The organism is Kitasatospora sp. NPDC048194 (assembly GCF_043202455.1).
Classification (GTDB): Bacteria; Actinomycetota; Actinomycetes; order Streptomycetales; family Streptomycetaceae; genus Kitasatospora.
Genome location: NZ_JBIDAK010000007.1, coordinates 204,185 through 220,271 on the forward strand (window position 1 = coordinate 204,185; position 16,087 = coordinate 220,271).

Below are 16,087 nucleotides of genomic sequence, written 5' to 3' on the forward strand. Positions count from 1 at the left end.
ATCACTGCCCCCAGTTGTGCGCCACGCGTCCCGCACGCCGATTTGGCGTCACGCTACCTCTCCAGCCCCGATGATTGACGCCAGAACGCAATCATCTGCATGCACAGCGTGATTGCGCGCGCCTGTCGCGCTCCCTTATCCGCCCCCCGAGGAACTACGCCATGCTCACAACCCACCGCCCCCGCACGTTCGCCGCGCGCCTCGACTCCCGCACCGAGTCCACCCCCCCTCGCCCGGCACCTCCTGCGCGCCTACCTCTCCGCCCTCCCCGCCGGCCACCGCTACGCGGACATCGCCGAACTCCTCCTCGGCGAACTCTTCGCCAACGCCGTCCAGCACTCCGACGCCCCCACGGACCGCCTCATCGAAATCCGCTTCGCCCTCGTCGACGACCGCCTCCGACTCGAAGTCCACGACGCCGGCACCGGCCGCCCCGCCCTCCGCCCCACCACCCCCACCGACGAGCACGGCCGCGGCCTTCTCCTCGTCAACGAACTCGCCGAACGCTGGGGCTGCTGCCCCCGCGCCGGTGGCGTCGGCAAGTTCGTCTGGGCCCTCGTCGCCCCCGCCCACCCCCTCCTCGCCGCGTGAAAGCACCCCCGATGAACCCGCACCTCGACACCCTCGCCCGCCGCGCACTCGCCCACGGCTCCACCCCCGCCCAGGCCTACACCCTCCTCGCCCGCCGCACCGGCCGCCCGCTGCCCGCCGCCCGCGCCGTCTGCCTCGCCCTCGGCATCCCCCTCACCGAAGCCACCCGCCGGCTCAACGACTGCCACCGCGCGCTCCTCGCCCGCCCCCGCCCCGGCTCCGAAGCCGACACCGGCGAACTCCTCGAAGCCCTCGGCGTCTTCGACGTCCCCGCCACCCTCACCCCCACCGAACAGACCGTCGTCGAGCTCCTCCTCACCGCCGTCGACGCCATGGGCGGCATCCGCGCCGGCCACCAGCACGGCCTCGCCCGCTGGTTCACCACCGGCAACCTCACCACCGCCTACCTCTCCCTCACCGCCGCCCGCCCCCTCCCCCGCACCGGCGACCCCGCCCGCTACTGGACCACCCTCGTCACCGTCGGCGAGCTCCTCACCACCACCCCCGCCCCCGACCCCCGCATCAAGCCCGCGCTCACCCACTGCCGCGCCCAGGCCGCCTCCCACACCCCGCCCTGCGCTCTGGAAGTCGACCCCGCCGACGCCCCGCGCACCTCCCGACCGTCCGGCCGATCGACCTGAGGATGCGGCGGCCAACCCGGTGGTGGGTGGTAGAGACACCGCCGCCCGGGCGCTCAGGGCCCGGGCGGCGGCTCATGGGGTGGCCCCGCCCGCGAGGGGCGCGGCTGGGACGGCGGTCCTCAGGGCCGGGTCACTGCGCGTTGCAGTCGGTGACCTGGCGGAAGCCGTCGTAGTGGTTGGGGCTGAAGTAGACCGCGCCGGTCTGCTGGACGCGGACGAGGCGGGCCGTGCCGCGCTGGGCGGGCTTGGGCCTGGTCGCGTAGCCCCGGGCGTCGTACTCCTGGTAGGTGCCCTGGGGGAGGCCGGCCCACTTCCCCTTGTCGGTGTAGCCGTTGTACCGGCCCCCGGTGTAGATCTCTCCGGCCGCCGGGAAGAGGTCGGTGGGCGGGTGCTTGTCGTCGTACGCGTGCCAGCCCGCGGCCTGGTTCCAGCCGATGAGGTTCCAGGTGTGGCAGCCGGTCTGGATCAGGACGCGCTCGCCGGCCGGGAACTTCGAGGTGTCCCAACCCGGGGTGAACACGGTGGCCGGTACCGCGGAGGCCGGTGGCGCCGTTGCGGCGACTCCGGCGGCCGCGAGCAGGAGCGCGGCGGCCGTACCGGCGGTCCGGCGGGTGATGGGGGTGAGCCTGGGGTTCATGCGCGTGCCTCCTTCGGTCGGCGCACGGACTGCAGCCTCGAAAGGGGCCTCGGAAGGGCCCGGCCTGGGGCGAAGGCGTTCGGCTGCTGCCCCCCATCGAGTGTCCACGGGCCGGTGGGAGGCGCCCGGCGTACGGGGCATTCGGGTGAAGTCCGGGTCGCGGGCGTATCCGCTCCCGCCGGGGGGTGCCGGCTCATGCGCCGATGCCCAAGGAGCGGATCGGTCCAGCGGCGCTTCACTGTCGGGTACTGAGCCTGAGCCGGCACCGCGCGGAAAGTCGGCCCGGCCCAGCAGAGTCGGCCCGGCCGACTTCCTGTGCGGCCGACCGGTCCGCCGCCATGGCCGCCGCCCGGTTCACCGCCCGTGGGCGCCGCACACCCCGGCAATCGCGACGCTCAACTCCGCTACGTACAGGGGAAGGTGGGGCTACTCTGGTTGGTATGGTTGCAAACTACAAAGAAGAAGTGGCCATGAACGACGCGGAGTTCGTCAGCGCCCCCGCCCTGATCCTCCGGTCCCTCTCCTGCGACCCCGCCCGACCGGCCCTCACCACCCCCGACGGTCTCCGCATCACCGCCGGCGAGTTCGCCGCCGCCACCTACCGGCTCGCGCACGAGCTGATCGCCCGGGGCGTCACCCGCGGCACGACCGTGTCGCTGCTCACCGGCAACACCGCCGAAGCGCTCAGCGCCCGCTACGCCGCCGGACTCGCGGGCGCCCGCGTGGTCAACCTCTACGACGGCATGAGCGCCCCGGTGCTCGCCGAGATCGTCACCAGTGTCGACACCGCCGTGCTCCTCGTGGACGCCGAACGGTACGCCGGCGCACCCGAGTTGCTCGCCCTGACCGATGTGCCCACGGTCCTCACGCTGGGGCCGGGACCGGAGGCCGTCAGCGCGGGCCCGAGCGGCACGGACGGGAGCGGCGCGGACGGGAGCGGCGCGGACGGAAACGGCACGGACGGAAACGGCACGGACGCGATCGGCGAAGACGTGATCGCCGCCTCCGCCCACCGCCCCGCGGAAGCCCCGGCCGTCCGGATCGGCCCCTACGACGACCTGAGCATCCGGCACACCGGCGGCACCACCGGCATCCCCAAGGGCATCCTCAGCCTGCACGGCCCCTACCGCAGCGCCTTCGACCTCCCCTACGGCCCGGAGAACGGCGGCGCGCCCCGCCTCCTCGCCGCCACCTCGCTCGCCCACCTCGCCGGCGTGATGTCCGACCTGACGCTGTACCACGGCGGCTCGGTGGTCCTCCAGCGCTCCTTCGACCCCGGCGAGGTGCTGGCCGCCATCGAGCGCGAACGCATCACCGACCTCTGGGTCCTGCCGCCGCTGCTCTACCAGCTCCTGGACCACCCCGCGATCGCCCGCACCGACCTGTCCAGCCTGCGCCGGATCATGTACGGCGGCTGCGCCTCCTCCCCCACCCGCATCCGCGAGGCGCTCAAGGTCTTCGGGCCCGTCCTGGTCGCCGCCTACGGCATGTCGGAGGCGCAGAACATCTCCGTCCTCACCCCGCAGGAGCACGACCGCGTCGGACGGGGCGGCCAGTTCTCCGTGGGCCGCCCGTTCCCCGGCATCGACGTGGTGATCCGCGCCGCCGACGGCAGCGAACTGCCCACCGGCGAACCCGGCGAGATCCACGTCCGCTCGGCGAACCTGATGGCCGGCTACTGGAAGCGCCCCGACCTCACCGCCGAGGTGCTGCGCGACGGCTGGCTGAACACCGGCGACATCGGCTACTTCGACGAGGACGGCTACCTCTACCTGGCCGACCGCCTCAAGGACAAGATCATCGTCGTCGGCGGGCACGTCTACCCCTCCGAACTGGAAGACCTCCTCCTCACCCACCCGGCGATCGCCCAGTGCGCCGTCTTCGGCGTCCGCGACGCCCAGGAGGCCGAGCACGTCCACGTCGCCGTCGTCCCGGCCCCGGGGCACCACCCCGAGCTGGAGGACCTCCGCACCTTCGTCACCACCGAGAAGGGCCGGATCTACGCCCCGGCGGCCCTCCACCTGCTGCCGGAGATCCCCCTCACCTCCGTCGGCAAGCCCGACAAGAAGAAGCTCCGCGACACCCTCGCGGCTGCCTGACTCCACCCGCGGCGCTCCCCTCACGGGCGGAAACACCCCGCCCAGGGCCCTCGATCCACAGGAAAGCCGCAGAATCCCGCCGGGATCACCACCGGACTTCACCCCACCGTGGGGTTTGGCTCAACGAACCCCGACCCGGCTGCCGAGAACGCAACGGGGGGTGGCGGCGCTGAGGGCCGCCACCCCACCCCTCACCGGGCCGCCGCGACCGGGCACGGGCCCCGCGCGGGCGAGGCCCGGACACGACGCCGGTGCGACGCGCCCTCAGCACGCGTGCAGCCGTCGCCCCCGTGTACGACCCGGCCCGAACGGTGTGGAGCCGCAGGTCGAACCACATGCCGACCTGCCCGCACCCGCACTTCTGTGATGCGCTTCAGCCCTCCGCCCGGCCGCGGAAGGTCCGACGGTACTCCCGGGGCGCCACCCCCACCCGTGCCGTGAAGACCGGCCGCAGCGACACCGCCGAGGTGAAGCCGCACTGCACCGCCACCGCGTCGACCGGCAGGTCGGTCTCCTCCAGCAGGCGTTGGGCCGTGAGGATCCGCTGGTCCAGCAGCCAGCGCAGCGGGGTGGTGCCGGTGGTGGCGCCGAAGTGGCGGGCGAAGGAACGCTCGGACATCAGGGCAGCGTCCGCCATCCGGCGGACGGTCCACGGGGTGTCGAGCGAGGCCAGCACCTCCGCGCGCAGCCGGGCGAGCGGATCGTCCTCGGCGGGCGCGGGCACCGGCGTCGGGATGAACTGCGCCTGGCCGCCGGTCCGGAACGGGGCGGTGACCATCGCCCGGGCGATGGCGGCGGCGGCCCGCTGCCCGTGGGCGCTGCGGACGAGGTGCAGGCACAGGTCGATCCCCGCCGCGACCCCGGCCGACGTCCACAGGCCCTCGCCACCGGTGAACAGCACCTCGGGCCGGACGGTCACCGCGGGGAAGCGGCGGGCCAGTTCGGAGGCGAGCGCCCAGTGGGTGGTCGCCTCCCGGCCGTCGAGCAGTCCAGCCTCGGCGAGGACGAAGGCCCCGGCGCAGAGCGAGGCGATCGGCACGCCGCGACCACGCGCCTCCCGCAGGGCGGCGAGGACCTCCGGGGCACGCTCCGCACCCGGCTCCTCCACGCCGGGCACCACCACCAGGTCGCAGTCGGCCAGCACGGCCAGGCCCTCGTCCGGCACCCGCTCCAGCCCGCCGCCCAGCCGCACCCGGGCCCCGGCGGGCCCGCAGACCCGCAGATCGAAGTCGGGCGGACCCGGCCGGGAGGCCCGGTTCGCCCAGACCTCGCCGACCACCGCGTAGTCGAAGGCGCGTACGCCGTCGAAGATCAGACACCCCACCGTTCGCATGGCTGAAGCATGGCGGATGCCGGCCGGACGCACCGGGGGGCGGGTGGCGGACGCCGGCCGCACGCACGGGGGTGGGCGGACGGCGGACGCGCGGGCGACGGTAGACGGCGGGTGGGCGGCGGTGGCAGAAACCTATCGATGGGTGGCATTCCCGCCCCTCACCCCCTCCCGGCCCCGCGCAGCACCATGGACGGCATGACGAACACCGACGCCTTCGACGCCCCGCTCACCCTCGACAGCGACGCCGTCCTCCTCCTCATCGACGTCCAGCAGGGCTTCGAGGACCAGGACTTCTGGGGCCCCCGCGACAACCCCGACGCCGAGCAGCGGATCGCCGAGCTGATCACCGCCTGGCAGGCCACCGGCCGCCCGATCGTCACCGTCCAGCACGCCTCCCGGGTGGGGCCGCTGGTCGAGGGCACGCCCGGCTACCGGCTCAAGCACCTCGCCGCCGCCCTCACTCCCGACCTGCACGTCACCAAGACGGTGAACAGCGCCTTCTACGGCACACCCGACCTGCACGCCTGGCTCCAGGAGCGCGGCGCCCGGCAGCTGGTGATCACCGGGATCATGACCAACGTCTGCAACGAGACCACGACCCGGATGGCAGGGAACCTCGGCTACGACGCGATCTTCCCGACCGACGCCATGCACACCTTCGACATGACCGGCCCCGACGGCGTCACCGTCCCCGCCGCCGAGCTCGCCCGGGCCACCGCGACGACCCTGCACGCCATGCGCTTCGCCAAGGTGGTCACCACGGAGACCGTCCTGCGGGCCGCCAAGGCCTGACCCGGCCACCGCCCCCGGCCGCACGCCGTTACGGGCGGAACAGCGGCGCGTAGGCGCTGCCGTCAGCCGCGTCCGGCAGCACGTACCGCTCCCCGAGGCCGGACGCGACCTTCCGCAGGCGTCCCAACGCCTCGGCCACCGCGGTGACTTCGGGACTCAGCGCAGTCGCTGCCGCATCCCGGTGACCGAACAGGCCTGGCTCGTCCTCCAGGTACTGCTCGGCCGCCTCGGCGCCCGCGCCGAACGTGACCACCACTTCCAGGGCCTCCCCGGAGGTCGGCACGACCTCCTCCCCGTGCGGGTAGGCGTCGAGCGAGAAGTCCCCCGGCCGGAGCAGGTAGTCGAACGCGTGGGGGTGGGGCGCACACATATGCGAGGAACGACACGGCGGTCACCCGACGACCGGACGCCGCGTCCGGGCCGGTGATCGATCCGCCGATGGGCCCGGCCGGCCAGGACGGCCGACCGGGCCCCCTGCCGGGTCGTCCCGCCGACCGGGGCGGCCGGTCGAGACGCTGATCGGTCCGCCGCCGATCGGTCCCGCCGGGTCGGACCGCCGTTGCCCACGGCCGATCGAGCTGCCGGGTCAGGCCGCCAGCCGTTCGGCCAGGAACTCCTCCCAGGTGCGCCGCCCGTGCTCGGCGCCGGCCAGGGTGAGGTTCGCGCCCGACCGGTAGGCGCGGCCGACCTTGCCGGGCACCCGGACCGGCAGCATCCTGCGGCTGCGCCCCCGGGCCGCAAGGTAGCGGCGGGTCAGCTCGTCCATCCCGTACACCGCCGGCCCGGCCAGGTCCGGCACCGGGCCGGCGGGCTCGCCGAGCGCCAACTCGACCAGCCGGGCGGCGACCTCGCGTACGTCCACCGGCTGCCAGCGGACCCCGCCCGGGGCCGGGACGAGCGGCAGCTTCGCCATCTTCTCCACCACGGTGAACGCCAGGTCGTGGAACTGCGCGGCCCGCAGGACGGTGTACGGCAGACCCGAGCCGGCCACCGCCTCCTCGGCGGCGAGCTTCGCCCGGAAGTAGCCGAGCGGCACCTTGTCCGCGCCGATCACCGAGATGTGGACCAGGTGCCGCACCCCGGCCCGCCGTGCTGCCGCGACCAGCCGGCGGGTCGCCTCGTCGTCGCCCTTGGGCCCGCCGGCGAGGTGCAGCACCGTGTGGACGCCCGCCAGCGCCTCGTCGAGCCGGGCGTCCGCCTCGGCGGCGTCACCGAGCAGGTCACCGCGCACGTACGCCACACCGTCCTCCGCCGGGCGCTCCCGCCGGCTCAGCACCCGCACCGGCCGGCCGGCCGCCCGCAGCAGCGGTACGACCTGCCGGCCGAGGGTGCCGGTGCCTCCGGTGACCAGGACCAGGTTGTTCGTCACGATCGTCTCCGTTCCGTCCCGGGCCGGGAGTTGATCTCCCCGCCGCAGCCGTTGTTGGGTGGCTCCTGCTGCCCTGACCCGAGGCGACGAAGGAATGTGACACGGTGGACGAGAAAACCTCCCGGACGGCGGCGTTCGAGGAGCACCGACCGCACCTGCGGGCGGTCGCGTACCGGATGCTCGGCTCGCTCAGCGAGTCCGAGGACGCGCTCCAGGAGGCCTGGCTGCGGTACGACCGCTCCGACACCTCGGGGGTGGAGAACCTCGGCGGCTGGCTGACCACGGTGGTCTCCCGGGTCTGCCTGAACCTGCTGCGCGACTGCGCCCGGCGCCGCGAGGAGCCGCTGCAACCGGCCGGGCCGGACGGGGAGACCGGCCCCGAGCGCATCCCGGACCCGCTGCTGGGCCGCGAGGGCGTGGTCGACCCGGAGCAGGAGGTGGTGCTCGCGGACTCCGTCGGCCTGGCGCTGATGGTGGTGATGGAGTCGCTGTCGCCCGCCGAACGGGTCGCCTTCGTGCTGCACGACCTCTTCGCGGTGCCGTTCGAGGAGATCGCCCCGCTGATCGAGAAGACCGCGGCCGCCACCCGCCAGCTCGCCAGCCGGGCCCGCCGCAAGGTGCAGGGGCAGGCGCCCGCCCCCGATCCCGACCTCGGCCGCCAGCGGGCCGCCGTGGACGCCTTCTTCGCCGCCGCCCGCGACGGGGACCTGGGGGCCCTCGTCGCGGTGCTCGACCCGGACGTGGTGCTGCGCTCGGACGGCGGAGCCGCGCTGGCCCGGCACACCGTGGTGCTCACCGGCGCCGCGACGGTCGCCGGACAGGCCGCCCTGTGGGGCAGCCTGTCGCCGTTCGCCCGCCCCGCGCTGGTCAACGGCACCGCGGGCGCCGTGGTCATCGGCGACAACGGCCGCGCGCTGTCGGTCATGGCGTTCACCGTCGTGGCCGGCAGGATCGCCGCGATCGACGTGATCGCCGATCCCCAGCGGCTGGCCGCCTTCGACCTCTCGGCCTTCCGCGACTAGGAACTCCCGCGTCCGTTCCCGGATGACGCGGCCGGCGACGGCGACGAGGAAGCGGAATGGATCCGCGCGACGAAGGCCCCCTCCCGTGGGTGGCGGTTTCCAGGGGGCCTTCGCGCCACCTCTTGCCGTCGCCCTTCCTACCGCTCCGGAGCGCGCACGGTGTCGTTCATCGGCTCTCCAGGTCCCACCCGGCCACGTGGTCGGCCAGCACCGACGCCGCGTCAGGGGTGGTCGCCCGCAGTGCGACCATCGCCGCCGCGATCACGTCGCACAGTTCGGCCTGGAGATCCGCCATGGTGTGGCTCACCCCCTTGCGCGGGTTCGCGCCGAGGACACCGAGCAGCGCCTGCGCCGCCTCGCCCGCCTCCTCCTGGACCTTCAGCACCTGGAGCGCGAGGAAGTCCGTCCGCTGCCCGGCCGTCGCCTCCTTCAGCGTCCGATGGAGGCGGTCGATCTGCGCCCAGACGCGGGGCTTGCCCACCAGCAGGTGCCCTCGGAGCTGCCGGACGTACTCCACCAGCGTCGACGGGATCTTCTCGGGCAGGGCGTCCATCGGCCAGAACCGCAGATCCTGTCCTTCCCCGCACACCAGCTCGCTCTCGTCGCCGTCCCACACCATGTGGAACCAGCGGCTCCGCGCGAACTGCGCATCGTCCGCGAGCGGGACCAGGTCGAGGGGGAGGAGCGCGACCGCCTTGAGGCCGGTCTCCTCCTCCAGCTCGCGCGCCGCCGTCTCGTACGGCGTCTCGCCGTCCTCCCTGCCGCCTCCGGGCTGCATCCAGTACCCGGGCCAGCAGATCCCCTCGATGTCGTCGCGCAGCTGGAGCAGGATCTCGCCGCGGCTGTTGGTCACCATGATTTCGGCGCTCTGGAAGTCGCTGGTCATCGAACCAGTGTGGCGCTTCCGGGAGTTGATCGGCAGGGGTGCCACCCGGACGAGCGACGGCCCCTCGAGTCCGTTCGACGGCGCCGGCTCCGACCCCCGCCGCCGGTTCGGGCAACCGAGGGTGTTGCGCCGTCAGCCGTCTCGTCTAGGGTCGCCCGCATGGCCGAGCCCTCCTTCCTGACCGCCGTCCGCGAGTCGTACGACACGGTCGCCGCCGACTACGTCGAACGCGTCCCGGCTCCCGCCCGGATGGACCCGCTGTCCCGCGCGATGCTGGCGGCCTTCGCCGAACTGGTGCGGACGGCCGGTCTCGGGCCGGTCGCCGACCTGGGGTGCGGCCCGGGACGCGTGACGGCGCACCTGGCCGGGCTGGGCGTGCCCGCCTTCGGCGTCGACCTGTCGCCGGCGATGGTCGCGCTGGCCCGACAGGCCCACCCCGAACTGCGGTTCGGGGTGGGCTCGATGACCGCGCTGGAGACGGGCGACGACGAGCTCGGCGGCATCCTCGCCTGGTACTCCACCCATCACACGCCCCCGCAGTGGCTGCCCGCGGTGTTCGCCGAGTTCCACCGCACGCTCGCGCCCGGCGGCCACCTGCTCTGGGGGGACTACGTCGGCGACGAACGGCTGCAGCCGACGCAGGGCTACGGCCGGCCGGTGTCGTACGAGTCGTACCTGCTGCCCCTGGACCGCGTGGCCGACCTGCTGGAACAGGCCGGACTCGTCGTCACCGCGCGGCTGGAGCAGGCACCCGGCGGACTGGCGAACAGGCCGCACGCCTGCCTGCTGGCCCGCAAGCCCGAACAGCCCCTGAGCCGCTGAGTCCCTGAGCCCCTGACCGGGGCTCAGCGCCCGACCGCGCCGTCCAGCTGCTCGCGGATGATGTCCGCGTGCCCGGCGTGCCGACCGGTCTCCTCGATCATGTGCACCAGCACCCAGCGCAGCGACGGCCCCTCGGTGGCGTCCGGGCGCAGCGACCGCACACCCGGGCGGTCCAGGTCGGGGGCGGCCGCGGCCACCGCGTTGGAACGGGCGATCGCGTCCCGGTAGGCGTCGACGGCCTCGGCCGTGCCGAGGCTCTCCAGGGGGAGGTCGTCCGACTCCGACGGCGCCTCCCCCAGCCCGGCGTAGGCCCACTCGAACCAGTTGCGTTCGACGACGGTCAGGTGTCGCACCAGCCACAGCAGGCTGGTGCCGGAGGCGACGCCGGGGCGCCGGGCGTCCTCGTCGGAGACGCCGGCCACCTTGCCGATCACGGCCTCGCGCAGGTAGTCGAGGAAGGCCAGCAGGGTGGTCCGCTCGTCGGCGTTGACCGACGGCGGCCGGACGTCGGAGAGCTTGCTCGGTGCGGTGTTCGGTGCGGTGTTCGGTGCGGCAGTGTTCTGATTCACCGTGCCACTCTAGGGCCCGGGCCGGACCCGACCGACCGTCACCAGCCCTGGGCGTTCACCCAGTCCGCGAGGTGCCGGGCGCAGCCGTCCACCGACTCCCGCCAGGTCTGCGCCGCACCCTCCCCGGCCTCGTCGCTGACGTACTTCACCAGCCGGACCGGCACCCCGGCCCGGTGGGCGGCGGTGGCGACGGCGTAGCCCTCCATGTCGACCAGGTCGGCGTGCTCGGCCAGCCGCTCGCGGGCCGCCGGGGAGTCGACGAACAGGTCGCCGGTGGCCAGGACCGGCCCGTCACCCTTGCCGACGATCAGCGGGGCGCCGTAGACGTGGCCGGTCAGGGACTCCAGGACCTCGGTGTCGAGGTCGTGCTGGATCACCTGGACCACGTGGTGGATGCCCTCCCAGCCGGGGCGCAGCGCGCCGGCCGTCCCGAGGTTGATCACCTCGGAGGGCTTCTCGCCCTGGGCGAGCGCGGTGGCCAGGGCCACGGCGGCGTTGACCTTCCCCATCCCGGTGAGCAGCACCGGCAGTCGCTCGTCGAGGTGGGCGGCCTCCTCGCGGACGGCGACGACGAGCAGCGGGCGGTCGGGCGAGATCGTTCCAAGCAGTCGCATGCGGCCATGGTACGGAGCGGGCGGCCCCGGAACCCGGGAACCGGCATCCGGGAACGCGCGGCGCGGAACAGCGCGGGACGGAACCGCGCGAAGCGAACTCCGCGAAGCGAACTCCGCGGGTCGAACTCCGCGGGTCGAACTCCGCGCGGCGCAACGCCCGGGGCGGACCCCGGGCGGAACCGCGTGGGCCACCGCCCGCGTCGCACGGATCGCCACCTCCCGTGCGTGCCGCACAAGACGTACCGAGCCGTACGGAGCCGTGGCGAGCCGGACCGAGCCGGACCGAGCCGGACCGAGTCGGACAAGTCGTACCCAGCCGTACGGGGTGGTGCGGAAACCGTGCACGACATGCTCAAGATCAGCGCAAGTCAGGTGTGGCCGGAGGGAGTCACGGCCATACTGCTGCCATCGGTCGGGCCCCGGGTGTCGGGTCCGCCCCCAGGGGAGGATGAGGCGGGTGGCAACACCAGTAGGCAACGGCGCACCGGGCGCCGCGTTCCCGGCGCAGCCGGGTACGCCGCCGGGCGTGCCGGGGACGCCGCCGGGCGCAGCCCCGGGGTCGGTCCTGACGGTGGCGGCCGGAGCGGCTGGCGGCGTGCCTGGTGCCCCGGCGCCGTCGCCCGGGGCGGCACCGCCCGCGAAGCGGCCCCGGGCGGGAGCCCCCGGACGCGGCGTGCGCGCCCGGCTCGCCCGGGCCACCCGTACCGCCCCGGGCCGGCTGCGGCTGGCCGGCGCCCTGCTCGCCGTGCTCACCGTGGCCTTCGGCGGGCTGACCGCCTGGCAGTTGGAGACCAGGGCGTCGGCCGCCGACCGGGTCGTCTCCTACAGCCAGCCGCTGAGCCGGGACGCGGCGGAGATCCACCGCTCGCTGGCGGACGCCGCCACCACCGCCGCGACCGGCTTCCTGCTGGCCGGCACCGAGCCCAAGGACGTCCGGGACCGCTACGAGCAGGACCTCGCCCAGGCCGCCAAGTTGATCGCCCAGGCCGCCGCCCGGACCACCTCGACCTCGCCGGCCCAGGACTCACTCTCCCGGCTGAACCAGCAACTTCCGGTGTACGCCGGTCTGGTGGAAACCGCGCGGGCCGACAACCGGCAGGGCATCCCGCTCGGCGGCGCCTACCTGCGGTACGCCTCCGAGCAGATGCAGGGCGTCCTGCTGCCGGCCGCCGCCGAGCTGAAGGGCGTCGAGGACAAGGAGCTGGCGGCCGACTACGCCCAGGCCAAGGCGGTGCCGTGGGGGGCGTACGGCCTGGCGGTGCTCACCCTGGCCGCGCTGGGCTGGGTGCAGCTGACGCTGTTCCGCCGCACCAACCGGGTGTTCAACATCGGCCTGCTGGGCGCCACCGCCGCCGTCCTCGCGGGCACGCTCTGGCTCACCGTCACCGGGTTGACCACCAGTTCGGCGCTGGAGCGGAGCGACCACGACGGCGCCGGCCCGCTGCGGGCGCTCGACAACGCCCGGGTGGACGTGCTGACCGCCCGGCTGGCGGAGAACCTGCACCTGGTCGCGCGCGGCTCCACCACCACGTACGCCGACCAGTGGACGAGCGCCACCAAGCACCTGGCGGGCGACGCCGGCGGGGACGTCCCGCTGGAGCGGCGCGACGGCTCGCTCCCCGAGGCCGTCCGGCTCGCTCCGGCGGCCGCCGCCCAGCCCGTCCGCGAGGCCGCGCAGCAGTACGACGAGTGGCGCCGACGGCACGACGCGGCGCGGTCGTCGGAGGTCGACGACGCCGACTACCAGGCCGCGTTGAACGCCACCGTGTCGACCACCGACACCACCGGCACGGCCGACGCCGCCTTCAACGCCACCGACAGGGCCCTCGGCCGGGCCGCCGACGCCGAGCAGGCGCAGTTCACCGACGCCGCCGAGGGCACCGCCGCGGACCTGCGCCTGGCGGCCGGCGCGGCCGCGGTGCTCGCCCTGGGGGCCGCGACCGCGGCGCTGCGCGGCCTCGGCCGGCGACTGGCCGAGTACCGGTAGAGGGGGAACGGACACCATGCGCACCAGAACCGTACGGACCAGGAGCGCCGCCGTGCTGGCGGCGCTCGCCGCCTGCGCGACCGTGCTCGGCGGGGGCGCCGCACCGGCCACCGCGAACGGCGCGAACGCGGCCACCACGGCCGCCGCACCGCAGGCCGTCCAGCAGCCCCAACAGGGCCAACAGGGCCAACAGTCGCAGGACGACGCGTGCGACGTCTACAAGAGCGTGCCGCCGAGCACCGAGGACGGCCGGGCGGTGAAGGCCATCAAGGCCAAGCACAGCCTGGTGATCGGCGTGGACCAGAACAGCTACCGCTGGGGCTCCCGCAACCCGAACACCGGTCAGATCGAGGGCTTCGACATCGATCTGGCCCGGGCGATCGGCACCGCCATCATGGGCAACCAGGGCCAGGTGGTGCTCAAGCCGGTGGCCACCGCCGACCGGGTCGACGCGGTGAAGAACGGCCGGGTCGACCTGATCGTCCGCACCATGACGGTCACCTGCGACCGGATGAAGGACGTCGCCTTCTCCACGCCGTACTTCAGCATCTCCCAGCGCGTGCTGGTCCCCAAGGCCAGCCCCGCGACCAACCTCGACGACGCGATCAACGGCCACCGGGCGTGCGCCGCCAAGGGCTCCACCGCCGCGAGCGTGCTGGACGCCAAGAAGACCGCCAAGCAGGTCGTCACGGTCGAGAACCAGCTGGACTGCCTGGTCCTGATGCAGCTCGGCAAGGTCGACGCCACCATGACCGACGACGGCCTGGCGGCCGGTCAGGCGGCGCAGGACCAGACCGTGCGGATCGTGGACGGCGACACCCAGCCGGCGGTGATCGGCATCGCCATGCTCAAGACCAGCCCCGACCTGACCGCCCGGGTCAACCAGGTGCTGGCCGACTACCACGCCGGCGGAGAATGGGGGCGCTCGTACGACCGTTGGCTCAAGCCGTACATGCAGAACGACGCCGAGCACTACTGGCCCGTCCCGCACTGAGCACCTCGCGCGGCGGCGCCCCGCTCGCACCGCTCGCGCTGCGGCGCGCCAAGCGGGCGGCGGAGCGCCGGACGGCGGCGCACCGGGCGGAGGACGTCGACGCGGCCTTGACGCCGTCCTGACGCCCCGCGCCCGTACCGCCCGGAGGGCCACCGGCTAGGGTTCGGGACGATCACCACGGGGAGACCGGTGGTGGACGGGGGCTGTCGTGGGATCGCGCGTCACGGACGCCGGGATCGCACGCGAGGGAAGAAGGAAGGACACCGTGGTGGCGGCATCGGCTGGCCCGGTACTGAACCGGGAGGAGGTGGACCGCGCGCTGGCGCGCCTCGGCGCGGAGCGGGACGCGGTCGAATCGGCGCTGCTCGCCCTGCAGGACCACCCGGGGCTGCGGCTGCTGGACGGCGCCGAGCTGTCCGGCCGCACCCTGGAGCGCTGGTCCGTCGCCGGCAAGGGCCTGCCGCTGCTCTGGGCACTGTTCGACCGCTACTCGGAGGCGCTGGCCTCGGCACGCGCCGTACGGGCCCGCAAGGCCAAGCCCGGTGCGCCCGAACTCGCCGAGCTGAGCGAACTGCTGACCGGTGACGCGGTCACCGTCCCGGGCGGCGCGCTGCCGGACGGACCGCACCTGCTCGGTGCGCCCGCCAAGCTGGTCGAGCGGATCAGCCTGGACGCGTTGATGGCCCGGATGAACTCCTGGTACGCGGCCGTGCTGGAGGTGGTCAGCGCCGCCGACGCGGTCTGGTCCGCCCTGCCCGCCCGGATCGACCTGCTGCTGGCCGAACTCCACCGGGTGCGCACCCTGGCCGCCTCGCTCGGCGTGCGGACCGGCGGCCACCCGCTGGGCGACGACCTCGCCGGGCTGGAACGGGACCTCACCGAACTGCGCGCCGAGGTCCGCGAGGACCCGCTCGCGCTGTGGCGCCCGGCCCGGGTGCCCGCCCAGCGCGGCACGGTGCCCGAGGGCACGGCCTTCGCCACCCCCGCCGGGGTGGTGGACACCGAGCGCTTCGACCGGGCCGGGCGGGCGCTGGACGGCGTCCGGCTGGAGCTGGAGGACCTGCTGCGGCTGCGCGACGACGCCGAGGAGCGCCTCCAGGGCGTCGGCGACCTGCTCCAGCGAGCCGACGCCACCCTGGCCGAGGCCCGCCGGGCCCGCGGCGAGGTGCTGGCGAAGATAGCGGCCAGCGACGTCCCGGCGGTGCCCGGCCCGGCCTCGGCGCTGCGCGAACGGATCGTCACCGCCCTGGAACTGCGCCAGGGCGGGCAGTGGGGCCGGCTGGCGCCGCTGCTGGACGCACTGGAGGACGCCGCCGCCAAGGAGCTGGCCCGGGCCCGGCAGTCCCTCACCGAGGTGACCCAGCCGCTGGCCGTCCGGGCGGAGCTGCGCGGCCGGCTGGACGCCTACAAGGCGATGGCCTCCCGGATGCGGGTCGCCGAGGACCCGGAAGTGGTCGAGCGGTACGAGAAGGCGCGCTGGCTGCTCTGGAGCGCGCCCTGCGACCTGCGGGCGGCGGCGGTCGCGGTGGCCCGCTTCCAGCAGTCGCTGCGCCCGGCCCGGGCCGAGCAGCAGGACGCACCGGACGGGGTGCCGGACGGGGTGCCGGACGGGACGGCGGCGGGGACACCGGCGGGGACGGCCGGGACACCGACCGGAACGCCCACCGGGGCAGCGGACGAGGCGGTCGGCCGGACGCCGGCCGACGGACAGGTACAGGGGGGCTGAGGTTG

16 protein-coding genes are annotated in these 16,087 nt (G+C 74.5%); 9 read left to right on the forward strand and 7 right to left on the reverse strand.

Annotated elements, in window-relative coordinates; translation table 11 throughout:
* The first annotated feature begins 99 nt into the window (after positions 1-99).
* Positions 100-591, forward strand: coding sequence for an ATP-binding protein (locus ACGF07_RS12300; protein WP_392897648.1), 492 nt, complete (start codon positions 100-102; stop codon positions 589-591).
* Positions 588-1,232, forward strand: coding sequence for a hypothetical protein (locus tag ACGF07_RS12305; RefSeq protein WP_392897650.1), 645 nt, complete (start codon positions 588-590; stop codon positions 1,230-1,232). The genes ACGF07_RS12300 and ACGF07_RS12305 overlap by 4 nt, the downstream gene beginning before the upstream one ends.
* Positions 1,233-1,362: 130 nt before the next feature.
* Here ACGF07_RS12305 and ACGF07_RS12310 read toward each other — a convergent pair whose 3' ends face one another.
* Positions 1,363-1,869, reverse strand: a complete 507-nt coding sequence (locus ACGF07_RS12310) for a hypothetical protein (RefSeq protein ID WP_392897651.1) — start codon at positions 1,867-1,869, stop codon at positions 1,363-1,365.
* Between the two features lie 440 nt (positions 1,870-2,309).
* On the opposite strand from ACGF07_RS12310, the gene ACGF07_RS12315 reads away from it, so the two are divergent.
* Positions 2,310-3,968, forward strand: coding sequence for an AMP-binding protein (locus ACGF07_RS12315; protein ID WP_392897653.1), 1,659 nt, complete (start codon positions 2,310-2,312; stop codon positions 3,966-3,968).
* 373 nt (positions 3,969-4,341) lie between these two features.
* Here ACGF07_RS12315 and ACGF07_RS12320 read toward each other — a convergent pair whose 3' ends face one another.
* Positions 4,342-5,301 (reverse strand): GlxA family transcriptional regulator, encoded by a 960-nt coding sequence (locus ACGF07_RS12320; RefSeq protein ID WP_392897656.1) that lies wholly within the window; start codon positions 5,299-5,301, stop codon positions 4,342-4,344.
* Positions 5,302-5,496: 195 nt separating this feature from the next.
* Here ACGF07_RS12320 and ACGF07_RS12325 point away from each other — a divergent pair, with 195 nt between their 5' ends.
* Positions 5,497-6,093, forward strand: coding sequence for a cysteine hydrolase family protein (locus ACGF07_RS12325; protein WP_392897659.1), 597 nt, complete (start codon positions 5,497-5,499; stop codon positions 6,091-6,093).
* 28 nt (positions 6,094-6,121) lie between these two features.
* On the opposite strand, the gene ACGF07_RS12330 is transcribed toward ACGF07_RS12325, so the two are convergent.
* The gene (locus ACGF07_RS12330; RefSeq protein ID WP_392897662.1) at positions 6,122-6,463 is read right to left on the reverse strand and encodes a hypothetical protein; all 342 of its coding nucleotides are present in this window, start codon (positions 6,461-6,463) and stop codon (positions 6,122-6,124) included.
* A gap of 216 nt (positions 6,464-6,679) precedes the next feature.
* The gene (locus tag ACGF07_RS12335) at positions 6,680-7,462 is read right to left on the reverse strand and encodes an SDR family oxidoreductase (protein ID WP_392897665.1); all 783 of its coding nucleotides are present in this window, start codon (positions 7,460-7,462) and stop codon (positions 6,680-6,682) included.
* Between the two features lie 104 nt (positions 7,463-7,566).
* Between ACGF07_RS12335 and ACGF07_RS12340 the strand changes: the two genes are divergently transcribed.
* Positions 7,567-8,484: a sigma-70 family RNA polymerase sigma factor gene (locus ACGF07_RS12340; protein ID WP_392897667.1), complete on the forward strand. Its 918-nt coding sequence runs from the start codon at positions 7,567-7,569 to the stop codon at positions 8,482-8,484.
* Between the two features lie 166 nt (positions 8,485-8,650).
* On the opposite strand, the gene ACGF07_RS12345 is transcribed toward ACGF07_RS12340, so the two are convergent.
* Positions 8,651-9,370 carry an NUDIX domain-containing protein gene (locus ACGF07_RS12345; RefSeq protein ID WP_392897670.1) on the reverse strand — a complete coding sequence of 240 codons (720 nt, stop codon included), beginning with the start codon at positions 9,368-9,370 and terminating at the stop codon, positions 8,651-8,653.
* A 159-nt stretch (positions 9,371-9,529) separates the two neighbouring features.
* On the opposite strand from ACGF07_RS12345, the gene ACGF07_RS12350 reads away from it, so the two are divergent.
* Positions 9,530-10,192 (forward strand): class I SAM-dependent methyltransferase, encoded by a 663-nt coding sequence (locus ACGF07_RS12350; RefSeq protein ID WP_392897672.1) that lies wholly within the window; start codon positions 9,530-9,532, stop codon positions 10,190-10,192.
* 23 nt (positions 10,193-10,215) lie between these two features.
* Here the strand turns inward: ACGF07_RS12350 and ACGF07_RS12355 are convergent, their stop codons facing one another.
* Positions 10,216-10,761: a DinB family protein gene (locus tag ACGF07_RS12355; protein ID WP_392897675.1), complete on the reverse strand. Its 546-nt coding sequence runs from the start codon at positions 10,759-10,761 to the stop codon at positions 10,216-10,218.
* A 38-nt stretch (positions 10,762-10,799) separates the two neighbouring features.
* Complete coding sequence (locus ACGF07_RS12360) at positions 10,800-11,375, reverse strand: nucleosidase (protein ID WP_350745058.1); 576 nt, start codon at positions 11,373-11,375, stop codon at positions 10,800-10,802.
* Positions 11,376-12,048: 673 nt separating this feature from the next.
* On the opposite strand from ACGF07_RS12360, the gene ACGF07_RS12365 reads away from it, so the two are divergent.
* The 3 genes from ACGF07_RS12365 (at position 12,049) to ACGF07_RS12375 (ending at position 16,082) form a co-directional block, all read left to right on the forward strand.
* Positions 12,049-13,362 (forward strand): hypothetical protein, encoded by a 1,314-nt coding sequence (locus ACGF07_RS12365; protein WP_392897678.1) that lies wholly within the window; start codon positions 12,049-12,051, stop codon positions 13,360-13,362.
* 16 nt (positions 13,363-13,378) lie between these two features.
* On the forward strand, positions 13,379-14,356 hold the full coding sequence (locus ACGF07_RS12370) for a glutamate ABC transporter substrate-binding protein (RefSeq protein WP_392897681.1): 978 nt from the start codon (positions 13,379-13,381) through the stop codon (positions 14,354-14,356).
* Positions 14,357-14,624: 268 nt separating this feature from the next.
* Positions 14,625-16,082: a hypothetical protein gene (locus ACGF07_RS12375; RefSeq protein WP_392897683.1), complete on the forward strand. Its 1,458-nt coding sequence runs from the start codon at positions 14,625-14,627 to the stop codon at positions 16,080-16,082.
* Positions 16,083-16,087: the final 5 nt, after the last annotated feature.